Origin of the sequence: Streptomyces vulcanius (assembly GCF_042653945.1) — a bacterium.
Taxonomy (GTDB): domain Bacteria; phylum Actinomycetota; class Actinomycetes; order Streptomycetales; family Streptomycetaceae; genus Streptomyces; species Streptomyces mangrovi.
Genome location: NZ_JBHSFK010000012.1, coordinates 101273 through 113328 on the forward strand (window position 1 = coordinate 101273; position 12056 = coordinate 113328).

The 12056-nt window shown below is 72.7% G+C and carries 14 protein-coding genes; 6 read left to right on the forward strand and 8 right to left on the reverse strand.

The genetic code is table 11. From position 1 onward, the window contains the following. Positions 1-146 precede the first annotated feature (146 nt). The 5 genes from ACFPIH_RS20005 to ACFPIH_RS20025 all read left to right on the forward strand — a co-directional run bounded on the left by ACFPIH_RS20005 (position 147) and on the right by ACFPIH_RS20025 (position 5392). Entirely contained in the window at positions 147-1703 is a 1557-nt protein-coding gene (locus ACFPIH_RS20005; RefSeq protein WP_381173682.1) for a sodium:solute symporter family protein, read from the forward strand. After that, positions 1700-2296 carry a SigE family RNA polymerase sigma factor gene (locus tag ACFPIH_RS20010; protein WP_381173680.1) on the forward strand — a complete coding sequence of 199 codons (597 nt, stop codon included), beginning with the start codon at positions 1700-1702 and terminating at the stop codon, positions 2294-2296. Before ACFPIH_RS20005 ends, ACFPIH_RS20010 begins: the two co-directional genes overlap by 4 nt. A gap of 221 nt (positions 2297-2517) precedes the next feature. Beyond that, complete coding sequence (locus ACFPIH_RS20015) at positions 2518-2799, forward strand: hypothetical protein (protein ID WP_381173905.1); 282 nt, start codon at positions 2518-2520, stop codon at positions 2797-2799. Between the two features lie 34 nt (positions 2800-2833). After that, entirely contained in the window at positions 2834-4621 is a 1788-nt protein-coding gene (locus ACFPIH_RS20020; RefSeq protein WP_381173678.1) for a glycoside hydrolase family 15 protein, read from the forward strand. A gap of 15 nt (positions 4622-4636) precedes the next feature. Continuing rightward, the gene (locus ACFPIH_RS20025; RefSeq protein ID WP_381173676.1) at positions 4637-5392 is read left to right on the forward strand and encodes an SDR family oxidoreductase; all 756 of its coding nucleotides are present in this window, start codon (positions 4637-4639) and stop codon (positions 5390-5392) included. A gap of 40 nt (positions 5393-5432) precedes the next feature. On the opposite strand, the gene amaP is transcribed toward ACFPIH_RS20025, so the two are convergent. Genes amaP through ACFPIH_RS20050 form a run of 5 tightly spaced genes read right to left on the reverse strand, consistent with a single transcriptional unit; the run spans position 5433 to position 7751 of the window. Continuing rightward, a complete protein-coding gene (amaP, locus tag ACFPIH_RS20030) occupies positions 5433-6011 on the reverse strand; it encodes an alkaline shock response membrane anchor protein AmaP (RefSeq protein WP_381173674.1) in 579 nt (192 codons plus the stop codon). 5 nt (positions 6012-6016) lie between these two features. Further along, positions 6017-6676, reverse strand: coding sequence for a DUF6286 domain-containing protein (locus tag ACFPIH_RS20035; RefSeq protein WP_381173672.1), 660 nt, complete (start codon positions 6674-6676; stop codon positions 6017-6019). Then, a complete protein-coding gene (locus ACFPIH_RS20040; protein ID WP_381173670.1) occupies positions 6673-7050 on the reverse strand; it encodes an Asp23/Gls24 family envelope stress response protein in 378 nt (125 codons plus the stop codon). The genes ACFPIH_RS20035 and ACFPIH_RS20040 overlap by 4 nt, the downstream gene beginning before the upstream one ends. Continuing rightward, complete coding sequence (locus tag ACFPIH_RS20045) at positions 7047-7232, reverse strand: hypothetical protein (RefSeq protein WP_381173668.1); 186 nt, start codon at positions 7230-7232, stop codon at positions 7047-7049. The genes ACFPIH_RS20040 and ACFPIH_RS20045 overlap by 4 nt, the downstream gene beginning before the upstream one ends. A gap of 36 nt (positions 7233-7268) precedes the next feature. Continuing rightward, the gene (locus ACFPIH_RS20050) at positions 7269-7751 is read right to left on the reverse strand and encodes an Asp23/Gls24 family envelope stress response protein (protein ID WP_381173666.1); all 483 of its coding nucleotides are present in this window, start codon (positions 7749-7751) and stop codon (positions 7269-7271) included. Positions 7752-7839: 88 nt separating this feature from the next. On the opposite strand from ACFPIH_RS20050, the gene ACFPIH_RS20055 reads away from it, so the two are divergent. Beyond that, complete coding sequence (locus ACFPIH_RS20055) at positions 7840-8727, forward strand: nucleopolyhedrovirus P10 family protein (protein WP_381173664.1); 888 nt, start codon at positions 7840-7842, stop codon at positions 8725-8727. Positions 8728-8852: 125 nt separating this feature from the next. Here ACFPIH_RS20055 and ACFPIH_RS20060 read toward each other — a convergent pair whose 3' ends face one another. The 3 genes from ACFPIH_RS20060 to ACFPIH_RS20070 form a co-directional block, all read right to left on the reverse strand. Further along, the gene (locus ACFPIH_RS20060) at positions 8853-9656 is read right to left on the reverse strand and encodes an enoyl-CoA hydratase/isomerase family protein (RefSeq protein ID WP_381173662.1); all 804 of its coding nucleotides are present in this window, start codon (positions 9654-9656) and stop codon (positions 8853-8855) included. 116 nt (positions 9657-9772) lie between these two features. Beyond that, positions 9773-9994 carry a helix-turn-helix domain-containing protein gene (locus ACFPIH_RS20065; protein WP_004002281.1) on the reverse strand — a complete coding sequence of 74 codons (222 nt, stop codon included), beginning with the start codon at positions 9992-9994 and terminating at the stop codon, positions 9773-9775. 364 nt (positions 9995-10358) lie between these two features. Next, positions 10359-11957, reverse strand: a complete 1599-nt coding sequence (locus ACFPIH_RS20070; RefSeq protein ID WP_381173660.1) for an ABC-F family ATP-binding cassette domain-containing protein — start codon at positions 11955-11957, stop codon at positions 10359-10361. Positions 11958-12056 lie beyond the last annotated feature (99 nt).

Here is a 12056-nt window from a genome sequence, read left to right on the forward strand (position 1 = left end):
GCCGTCGGTCTGTGCAAGAGTTGCGCCCCCGCTGAGAACGGTTGACAGCGGATGTCCAGAAGATTTCCCGCCGGTTCCGTGTCATCCGAACCGGCCGCCCGCGCAACCAACAGTCGAGGGCACAGGCACACCAAAGGCGGTGACCCATGGCGGACGGAGCCATGACCACGACGTTCCTCGCCGTGATCGGCGGAGCGTCGCTGCTCGCCGTCACCGCGCGGCGCCTGCGTCCCGTCGACCGGCTGCCCGACCTGGAGGGCTGGGCGCTGGCCGACCGCTCCCTCGGCCCGGTGTGGACCTGGCTGCTGCTCGGCGGCACGGTCTTCACCGCGTACACCTTCACCGCCGTACCGGGTCTCGCGTACGGCAACGGCGGGTCCGCGTTCTTCGCGGTGCCGTACACGGTGATCGTCTGGCCGCTCGCCTTCGTGCTGCTGAGCCGGCTGTGGGCGGTGGCCCGCAGCAACGGCTATGTCACCGCCGCCGACTTCGTGCGGGGGCGGTACGCGTCGCCGCCGCTCGCCCTGGTGGTGGCGCTGACCGGGATCCTCGCGACCATGCCGTACCTGGCGCTGCAACTGCTCGGGATACGGGCGGTGCTGACCGCCGGGGGCGTCTATCCGCGCGGTGCGGCCGGGGACCTGGTGATGGTGGCGCTCTTCGCGGGGCTCGCGGTGGCGACGTACCGGCACGGGCTGCGGGCGCCCGCGGTGATCTCGGCGCTGAAGGCGGTGGCGGTGTTCGTCTCCCTGACCGCCGTCTGCTGGCTGGTCCTGCGGCACTTCGGCGGCCCCGGCCCGGTCTTCGAGGGCGCGGCCCGGCGGCTGGGCGGCACGGACGTCGCCCACTCCCCGCTGGTCCTCTCCCCCGCGCAGCAGCCCGCGTACGCCACGCTCGCGCTCGGCTCCGCGCTGGCACTGCTGATGTACCCGCACGTGCTCACCGCGGGGTTCGCCGCCGACGGACCGCGCACCCTGCGCAAGGTCTCGGTGGCGCTGCCCGCCTGGACCGCGCTGCTCGCCCTCTTCGGCTTCCTCGGCATCGCCGCCCTCGCGGCGGGCGTACGGGCTCCGGCGGGCGGCGCCGAGGCCGCCGTACCGATGCTGGTCGACCGGCTGATGCCGGGGCCGCTGGCCGGGCTGGTGTTCGCCGCGATCACGGTCGGTGCGCTGGTTCCGGCAGCGGTGATGTCGATCGCCGCCGCCACGAGCTTCGTACGGAACGTGTACGTCGAGTACGTCCATCCGACGGCCACGCCCAAGCGGCAGGTGCGCATCGCCAAGGCGGTGTCGCTGACCGCGAAGGCGGGGGCGGTGGCGTTCGTGTTCGGGCTGCGCGACCAGGACGCCGTCAATCTGCAACTGCTCGGCGGGGTGTGGATCCTGCAGATCTTCCCGGCCGTCGCGGTCGGGCTGTTCACCGCGCGGCTGCATCCGCGCGCGCTGCTCGCCGGCTGGGCCACCGGTATGGCGGCCGGCACCGTGCTGGTCGTCCGCGAGGGGTTCTCGTCCATCGTGACCGTGGGCTTCGGACCGCTGGAGGTCTACGCCGGGATGGTCGCCCTGCTGCTCAACCTGACCGTCGCGGTGGCCGGCACCGCGCTCCTCGAACGCCTCGGTGTCCCGCGCGGCGCCGACACCACCGACCTGCCCTCCCGCCTGACCCTCGGGCGGCCCCGCGAGACGGGAGCGAACAGACCGTGAGACGCAGACAGACGATTCCCGCGCCCGTTCCCGCGCCCGTTCCCGTGCCGGAGGCGTACGTGGAACCGGTGGCCGTTGCGGCGGAACCGGCGGACGCGGCGCGTGAGGCGGGCGTCGCCCGGCTCTTCGAGCTGCACTATTCCTCGATGCTGCGGCTCGCCGTGCTGCTGGGCGCCGACGACCCGGAGAACGTGGTGGCCGAGGCGTACTACCAGATCTACCGCAAGTGGCGCAGGCTGCGGGACGCGCAGGCGGCGGAGGCGTATCTGCGTTCCACCGTCTGCAATCTGACCCGGATGCGGATACGGCACCTCCAGGTCGCCCGCAAACACGTCGAGAGCCCGCCGGAACTTCCCGACGACACCGTCGCCTCCGCCGAGAGCACCGCGCTGCTCCACGACGACCAGCGGGTGCTGATCGACGCCCTCCAGCAGTTGCCGGCCCGGCAGCGGGAGGCGCTGGTGCTGCGGCACTGGCTCGGGCTGAAGGAGAGCGAGATCGCCGACGCGATGGGTATCTCCTGCGGCTCCGTCAAGACCCACACCTCACGCGGCCTCGCCGCGCTCACCCAGGCGATGGAGGCCCGGCGATGAACCACACGGGACGTGACCACACCGGCCCCGACCGCGCCGGACCCGACAACACCAGCGCCCACCTCACCGGCGCCCACCCCACCGGACCCGACAGCGCCGGCGCCGACCGCGCCGGCGCCCGCCGCACCGAGCGGGATCGCGCGCGGGGAGACGGCCGACCGGATCTCACCGAGCACGACAGCTGCCCCTCGCGGGGCCTCCGGCAGGAGCCCCCGGCCGCCGTGCGCACTGAGCGCGCGTTGCGCGAGGCGTTGGAGACGCTCGCCGACGGGGTGCACCCGGCCCGGCCCGCCCCGGACGTCTACCGCACGGCACGTGGTGAGTGGCTGCGCCGAGAGCGCCGGCGGCGGCTCGTGCTCGTCGTGCTGATCGCCGTCGTCTTCGCCCTGGCCACCCTGATCGGCCTGTGGGTGCTCAACCAGGCACCGGCCCACCCCGGCGTGATCTTCTCGGGCGCCGGGGAAGCCGTCGGTCATGCGTCACTCTCCCGGCCCCACCCCTGATTGCCATCCCCGTTCGGCGGGAACCCGCACTCCCGTGCACCCCCGCATCGAGGACTACGCCCTCATCGGCGACGAACAGACCGCCGCGCTGGTCGGCCGGGACGGTTCGATCGACTGGCTCTGTCTGCCCCGGTTCGACTCGGCGGCCTGCTTCGCCAAGCTGCTCGGCGACAAGAACAACGGGCACTGGCGCATCGCGCCCAAGGGCGCCGAGGGCCCCTGCGCCCGCCGCGCCTACCGGCCCGGCACCCTCGTCCTCGACACCGAGTGGGAGACCGACGAGGGCGCGGTGCGCGTCACCGACCTGATGCCGCAGCGCGAGGCCGCCCCGGACGTCGTTCGGATCGTCGAAGGACTGCGGGGCCGGGTCACCGTGCGCAGCACGCTGCGGCTGCGCTTCGACTACGGCTCGATCGTCCCGTGGATGCGTCGCTCCGACGGCCACCGGGTGGCGGTCGCGGGGCCGGACTCGACCTGGCTGCGCAGCGAACCGCCCGTGCGCACCTGGGGCGAGGACTTCTGCACGTACTCGGAGTTCACCGTCGAACCCGGCGAGCGGGTCGCGTTCGTCCTGACCTGGCATCCCTCGCACCATCCCCGGCCACCGCTCTGCGACCCCTTCGAGGGGCTGGAGACCAGCGTCGCCGACTGGCAGGCGTGGTCGGCCCGGTGCCGCTACCGGGGGCCGTACCGGGACGACGTGCTGCGCTCCCTGATCACCCTCAAGGCCCTCACCTACGCCCCCACCGGCGGCATCGTCGCCGCCGCCACCACCTCACTGCCCGAGGAACTGGGCGGGGTGCGCAACTGGGACTACCGCTTCTGCTGGCTGCGGGACTCCACGCTCACCCTGAACGCCCTGCTGGCCGTCGGCTACCTGGAGGAGGCCGAGGCATGGCGCGACTGGCTGCTGCGCGCGGTGGCGGGCGACCCGGCGGAGCTGCAGATCATGTACGGCCTGGCGGGAGAGCGGCGGCTGCCCGAGTACGAGGTGCCGTGGCTGGCGGGCTTCGCCGGCTCGGCGCCGGTACGGATCGGCAACGGCGCCGTGAAACAGCGTCAGCTCGACGTCTACGGCGAGGTCCTGGACTCGCTGTCGCTGGCCCGGCGGTCCGGGCTGCCGGGCAAGCCGCACATGTGGTCGCTCCAGGCGCTGCTGCTGAAGTTCCTGCGCACGGAGTGGCACAAGCCGGACGAGGGGCTGTGGGAGGTGCGCGGCGGCCAACGGCACTTCGTGCACTCCAAGGTGATGGTGTGGGTCGCCGCCGACCGCGCGGTACGCGGCATGGAGGACGACCCGAACCTGCACGGCGATCTGGACAGCTGGCGCGCCCTGCGTGACGAAGTGCACGCCGAGGTCTGCGCGAAGGGCTACGACCCCGTGCGCAACACCTTCACCCAGTACTACGGCTCCCGTGAGCTGGACGCGGCGCTGCTGCTCATCCCGCGCGTCGGCTTCCTGCCGCCCGACGACCCACGGGTGGTCGGCACCGTGGACGCGGTGCGCGCCGAGCTGGACCAGGGCGGCTTCGTCCGGCGCTACGACGCCGTCGACACCGATGTGGACGGCCTGCCGGGGGACGAGGGCGCCTTCCTCGCCTGCTCGTTCTGGCTCGCCGACGCCCTGCACATGACGGGCCGGACCGAGGAGGCGCGCGCGCTCTTCGACCGGCTGGTGGGCCTCACCAACGACGTGGGGCTGCTGGCCGAGGAGTACGACCCGGTGACCGACCGCCATCTGGGCAACTTCCCGCAGGCGTTCAGTCACATCGGCCTGGTGAACACCGCCCTCGCCCTGTTCGGGGGCGAGGAGGCGGGATAGGGGAGGATAGGGGCCATGGATCTTGGACTGAAGGACCGGGTGTACGTCGTCACGGGGGCCACGCGCGGCCTCGGCAACGCCGCCGCGCGTGAGCTCGTCGCGGACGGCGCGAAGGTGGTCGTCACCGGGCGGGACGACAAGCGTGTCGCCGACGCGGCTGCCGAACTGGGCCCGAACGCGGTCGGGGTCGCGGTCGACAACGCCGATCCCGAGGTGGCGACCCGGCTGATCACCGCCGCGCGCGAGGCCTTCGGCGGGTTCGACGGCGTCCTGGTGAGCGTGGGCGGGCCGCCGCCCGGGCTCGTCGCGGACACCACCGACGAGCAGTGGCAGTCGGCGTTCGAGTCGGTGTTCATGGGCGCGGTGCGGCTCGCGCGGGCCGCCGCCGCCGAGCTGGAGGCGGGCGGTGTGATCGGGTTCGTGCTGTCCGCGTCGGTGCACGAGCCGATCGCGGGGCTGACGATCTCGAACGGGCTGCGGCCGGGGCTCGCGGGCTTCGCCAAGTCCCTCTCCGACGAGCTGGGGCCGCGCGGGGTCCGGGTGGTCGGGCTGCTGCCGTCACGCATCGACACCGACCGCGTGCGCGAGCTGGACGCCCTGTCGGCCGACCCGGCGGCGACCCGGGCGGCCATCGAGTCGCGGATCCCGCTGCGCAGGTACGGCACCCCGGAGGAGTTCGGGAGGACGGCGGCCTTCCTGCTGTCCCCGGCCGCCTCCTACCTCACCGGGCTCATGATTCCGGTCGACGGCGGGATGCGGCACGGGTTCTGACGCCGGGCCACAGAGGTTCCGGGCGGATTCTGGCGCTGGATCAGCTGACCCGCTCCGCCTTGTGCTTGGCGGCCCGCAGGCGGACCTCCGTCGGCAGGGCCTTCAGGGCCGCCGAGTCCCGGGCATGAGTCAGGGCCTCGGCCGTCAGCCGGTCCAGGGCCGTCGCCGGGTCCACATGGGGTTCCAGCTGGAGCCGTACCCGGGTCTCCGGCGCGTCCCTGCGGCCCGTCAGGTGGACGTGGGCGTGCGTCACACCCTCCACCTCGCCCGCCTCGCCCGCCAGGACGCGCTCCAGGGCCCGGCCGCGCAGCAGCGCGCCCGCACCGTCGCCGGTGTCCACCAGCACCTCGCCGAGCCGGCGCCTGCGCAGGACCGACACCAGCCACCACAGGGCGAGCAGGACGAGGACCGCGAGGACGGCGATGACGACCGGCCACCACCAGTCGTCGTCCCGCCAGCGGGTGCGCTCGGCGGTGCTGAGCAGGACGTCGTGACGGCTGTCGTGGATCCACCAGGACGGCGGGGAGGCACCGAGCCCCACGGCCAGCACCGCTCCGCCGACGGCGAGCAGCACCAGACCGACGACTCCGATCAGTACGCGATTGACGGTCCGCAGCATCGCCCTCACCCCTTCTTCGCCGGCCGCCGCACATGGACGGACAGGGCGGGCGGCCGGACCAGCCCCAGTCCCCGCACCGCGTCCCCGAGTACGGCGTCCAGGTCGGCGTGTACGTCGTCCAGGTCCCGGAAGTGGCAGACGGCCCGTACGTCCGCGCGGCGGCGGCGGGCGTGGACCCGCGCCGACTGCACACCGGCGACCTCCATGGCCCGGTCGCGCAGCACCAGCGCCACGGCGTCCCGGTGCAGGCCGGCCCGGACGTCGGGGTGGGTGCGGCGCATCGGCAGGACGGCGCGCTGGCCCGGCGTGACGGCCAGGACGACCAGCCACAGGCCCAGGGCCGCCGCGACGCCCGCGCCGACCAGCACCCAGATGTCGTCGAGGGGGCGTTCGGCGAGCTGGTCGGCCAGCCCGCTGCGCCAGGCGAGGGCGTCGCGCCCGGCGCGGACGGCCACGACGTCGTAGAGGAACGCGCCCGCGACGACGAGCGACAGGGCGGCGACGACGGCCGCGGGGACCCTGCGCGCGGACCAGAAGCGGTGGCCGCCGCCGGAGTCCGGGACGTCCGGCGCGCGCTCGACCGACTGGTCCTTGCCCTGGTCCCCGTCCTTGTCCAGGACGGGCAGGGTCGTGGTGGTGCCCTCCGAGCCCCGGGGCTCGCTCATCGCGTCCTCCCGTGTGCGTGGGCGGAGGTCAGATGCAATCGTTCGACCTGGACGGCGACCTCCGGAACCGCCATTCCCACCAACGCGCCTACCCGCTCGGTGACATGTCGACGCACTTCGTGGCAACGGGTTCCGATGTCGGTGGGATAGCCGAGTTCCAGGTGCACGTGCACGTGTGCGGCGTCATGGTGCACGACCACGGTGGCGTGCGGGTGAGCCGCCTCCGGAGGCAGCGGGCCGACGGCCTCGCGGGCGGCCTGGGCGGCGATCTTGGCGACGACCCGGTCCGCGATCCGGGTCGCGCCGCGCTCGCCGGGCAGGACGACGGCCGACCGGGGGCCGGCGGCGTGCGCCCCTTCGCTCACGTCGGTCACCTGCGCCGGTCGTCACGCGTGCGGAAGAAGTCGCCGAGCTCCAGGTCCCCCTCCAGGAACCGGCCGACGACGAACCCGATGGCGCCCAGCGCGGCCACCAGGAGGAAGGCACCGAACCCGCCGAAGTATCCGGCGAAGCCCAGTGCCATGCCGGCGATCAAGCCGACCACGGCCATGCTCATGCTGTGTTCCTCCGCTTACGTCGTCGGGCGGACATGTCACTGGATCCGGGGTTCCGGCTCGTCTTCCTCTTCGTCGGGCAGTTTCACATCGCTCACCGCGATGTTGACCTCGACGACCTCGAGGCCCGTCATCCGCTCCACGGCCGCGACGACGTTCTCGCGTACGTCCCGCGCCACGTCCGAGATGGACACGCCGTAGTCGACGACGATCTCCAGGTCGAGCGCGGTCTGCACCTCGCCGACCTCGGCCTTCACACCGCGCGTGACCGACTTGGACCCGCCGGGCACCCGGTCCCGTACGGCGCCGAAGGTGCGGCTGATGCCGCTGCCCATGGCGTGGACGCCGAGGACGTCCCGGGCGGCGAGGCCCGCGATCTTCTCCACTACGCCGTCGGCGATGGTGGTCCGCCCTCTGGTCGACGGATCCCCGCCGCCGCGCCGGGTGCCCTTGCGGGTCGACACGGACTCCGGACCGCCTTCCGTGGTCTGCGTCCGGTTCTGCTGTGTTGCCTCAGTCATGGCCGTACGTCCTTTTCGGTCGTCGTCCCTTCGACCACCGTAAGCGCGGTTGCCCCGTCGCGCCCCAGGGATGCGGCAGGCTGGAGGAATGGACGGGTGGACGAGTGTGGTACGGCATCAGCTGGGCATTGGCCGGCTGCTCCCGCTGGGCGGGGCGCGGGACGGCGCGTGGATCACGGAGGAGGCGGCGCGGGACGCCCTGCGGGAGGCGGTGAGCGAACTGCCCGGGGTACGACTGGGGGCGCTGCGGGTGGGCCCCGTGTATCCGGAGTACGCGGCGGATGCCCACGGGGCCGCCGTACCGCCACCGCCGAGCGCCCTGCCGCCGGGGCCGCTCCGGGTGACGGCGGACTTCGCGGCGTCCTCGGCCGAGCCCCTGCCGACAGCGGCGGCCCGCGTACGCGAGGCCCTGGCGACGGCAGCGGCGCGGCGACTGGGCCTGGCGGTGACGGAGGTGGACCTACGGGTGACGGCCCTGCTGGACGCTGCGGATACCGACGGCTCCGCCGGGGGCGCGGGCGAGGACGGCGGCGGGCACGCGGGCGAGAGCGGGGGCACGGGCGGCGGCGGGCACGCGGGCGAGAGCGGGGGGAAGCCGGAGGCCGTATACCTGCCGGAGGTCGTAAGCCCACCGGTGTCGCCGCCGACCGCACCCCCACCGGCCACCGGCCCTGCGGCCACCGCCGGGCCCGCAGCCGGCGTTGGGCCGGCGCTCGCCGGTGCCGAGGTGCGGGTGGCCGAAGCCGCGCGGGCCGTGCCAGGGGTGGTGGGGACGACCAGGGTGCTCGGGCGGGCCGTACGGCTGGAGGACCACGCCGAGGACGGCGCCGCGCTGCCCCGTCGGCACGCGCGCGTGGAGATCGCCGTACACCCGGACCACCGGGCACTGGACGTGGCCCGGGAGGTCCGCGCGGCGGTGACGAAGTCGCTGCCGGACCGCCCGACGGTCGCCGTACTGGTCACAGCCGTGCGCTGAGGGGCACTCGCCGCGAGCGGCCCGGGCCCCGAGGGTGCCACTCGCTTCGTCACCACGCGCGCGTGGCGACGAGTTGCCCGGGCGGTCGGCGAGGGTGGTGTGCTGGTTGGGCCGGGTGGCGAGGGTTACTCGCCGAGGCCGGCCAGGTCGCGTAGGCGGCGGGACTGGGCGGCGCGTTCGGCGGTGCGCTGGGCGTCGTAGGTGCGGTCGGCGGCGCCGCGGAGGAGCGCCTTGGTTTCGATGACGGACTCGCGGGGCGCGTCGAGGATCGCCGTGGCGAGGTCGTGGGTCGCCGCGTCGAGGTCGGCCGTCGGAACGGCGATGTTGGCCAGACCGGCCGTCACCGCCTCCTCGGCGCCCACGAACCGGCCGGTCAGGCAGATCTCGGCCGCGCGGCCGTAGCCGACGAGCGAGACGAGGGGGTGCGTGCCGGTGAGGTCGGGGACCAGGCCGAGGCTGGTCTCGCGCATGGCGAACTGCACGTCGTTGGCGACGACGCGCAGGTCACAGGCGAGCGCCAGCTGGAAGCCCGCGCCGATGGCATGGCCCTGGACGGCGGCGATGGACACGACGTCGCTCCGTCGCCACCAGGTGAAGCCCTCCTGGAACCCGGCGATGGCGGCGTCTAGTTCGGCGTCGCCACTGCGCGCGAGTTCGATGAAGGAAGGTTCGCCCTCGATCCCCTCGGGCGTGAACATCTGCCGGTCGAGGCCGGCGGAGAAGGACTTGCCCTCGCCGCGCAGCACGACCAGACGGACGGTGCCCGGCAGCAGCCGCCCGGCCTCGGCGAGCGCCCGCCACAGGGCGGGGCTCTGCGCATTGCGCTTGGCCGGGTTGGTCAGCGTCACCGTCGCGAGCGCGTCCTCGACGGTGAGCCGTACGCCGTCCTTGTCGAGCAGGGGAACGAGTTCCTTGGCGGGCGTGGCCATGGGGCGCCTCCGATGCGTGCGGTCAACAGAGCGATGCTAAGTGACTGCACAGTAACCACCCGGCCGATCGGAAGACCGACCGGGTGGCCACCATCGAAGCCGGTGGGCCGCCCGGGTCAGGACGAGGCGGCCTTCTTGCCTCGCGTCGCGCCGCCACGCCCACGAAGCGTGACACCCGACTCGCTGAGCATCCGGTGTACGAAGCCATACGAGCGGCCGGTCTCCTCGGCCAGCGCCCGGATGCTCGCACCGGAGTCGTACTTCTTCTTCAGGTCTGCCGCGAGCTTGTCGCGCGCGGCGCCGGTTACCCGGCTGCCCTTCTTCAGAGTCTCGGCCACCCGTGCCTCCTCATGGGAAGTGCGCTCTGGTCTCCTCATGATCACCCCTCCGGGCCTGGTTGGCCACCCATTCGGCAAGGTCCGTGCGAGAGGGTTTTGACGACAGGAGTGCGTCCACACAATCGGAATCTGTGATTCCACCCGATGGTGTTCGTGGGGCCGAACGGGTTGTTGCGTGAAGTACCAGGTCAGAGACGTGAAAGAGCCGACCCCTCGGTGATGGAGGGATCGGCAGGGAAATGGATGTAGGACACACCTCGATACGAGGAGATCTCACACAGATGATGGATCACCGATGGGCCGAATGATCCATTACCGATGATCAAGCGAAGCCGATCAGGCGATGCGCATCAAGCGATGCGCGTCAGGCGAGCGCGACGAGGTCCGCGTAGTCCGAGCCCCACAGGTCCTCGACGCCGTCGGGCAGCAGGATGATCCGCTCGGGCTGGAGCGCCTCCACCGCGCCCTCGTCGTGGGTGACGAGGACGACCGCGCCCTTGTAGGTACGCAGCGCGCCGAGGATCTCCTCACGGCTGGCCGGGTCGAGGTTGTTGGTGGGCTCGTCGAGGAGGAGGACGTTCGCGGACGAGACCACCAGGGTGGCGAGGGCCAGCCGGGTCTTCTCGCCGCCGGAGAGGACGGCGGCCGGCTTGTCCACGTCGTCGCCGGAGAACAGGAACGAGCCGAGCACCTTACGGACCTCGACGAGGTCCAGGTCGGGGGCGGCCGAGCGCATGTTCTCCAGGACGCTGCGCTCCGGGTCGAGGGTCTCGTGCTCCTGGGCGTAGTAGCCGAGCTTGAGGCCGTGACCGGGGCGGACCTCGCCGGTGTCGGGCGTCTCCACGCCGCCGAGCAGCCGCAGCAGGGTGGTCTTGCCGGCGCCGTTCAGGCCCAGGATGACGACCCGGGAGCCCTTGTCGATGGCGAGGTCGACATCGGTGAAGATCTCCAGCGAGCCGTACGACTTCGACAGGCCCTCGGCCATCAGCGGCGTCTTGCCGCAGGCCGCGGGCTCCGGGAAGCGGAGCTTGGCGACCTTGTCGGAGACGCGGACGGCCTCGAGCCCGGCGAGCAGCCGGTCGGCGCGCTTGGCCATGTTCTGCGCGGCGACGGTCTTGGTGGCCTTGGCGCGCATCTTGTCGGCCTGGGAGTGCAGTGCGGCGGCCTTCTTCTCGGCGTTCTGCCGCTCGCGCTTGCGGCGCTTCTCGTCGGCCTCGCGCTGCTGCTGGTAGAGCTTCCAGCCCATGTTGTAGACGTCGATCTGGGAGCGGTTGGCGTCCAGGTAGAACACCTTGTTGACGACCGTCTCGACCAGGTCGACGTCATGGCTGATGACGATGAAGCCGCCGCGGTAGGTCTTGAGGTAGTCGCGCAGCCAGACGATCGAGTCGGCGTCCAGGTGGTTCGTCGGCTCGTCGAGGAGGAGCGTGTCGGCGTCCGAGAACAGGATGCGGGCCAGTTCGACCCGGCGGCGCTGACCGCCGGAGAGCGTGTGCAGGGGCTGGCCGAGCACCCGGTCGGGCAGGTTGAGCGCGGCGGCGATCGTGGAGGCCTCGGCCTCGGCGGAGTACCCGCCCTTGGTGAGGAACTCCGTCTCCTGGCGCTCGTACTGCCTCATGGCCTTCTCGCGGGTGGCGCCCTGGCCGACCGCGATCCGCTGTTCGTTCTCGCGCATCTTGCGGATGAGGACGTCGAGACCGCGCGCGGAGAGGATGCGGTCGCGGGCGAGGACGTCGAGGTCGCCGGTGCGGGGGTCCTGCGGGAGGTAGCCGACCTCGCCGGAGCGGGTGACCTGTCCGCCGGCCGGGACGCCCTCGCCGGCCAGGACCTTGGTGAGGGTGGTCTTGCCGGCGCCGTTGCGCCCGACCAGGCCGATGCGGTCGCCCTTGGCGACACGGAAGGAGGCGTTCTCGATGAGGATGCGGGCACCGGCGCGCAGCTCGATGCCGGAAGCGGAGATCACGGTCAGACTCCTGTGCGGGGTCGGTGGCGGAAGGGGCGGCTGATGACGTTCCCGCCGTCTAATGCGCGAGGAGAATGGCCATAGCGGTAAGTCTAACGG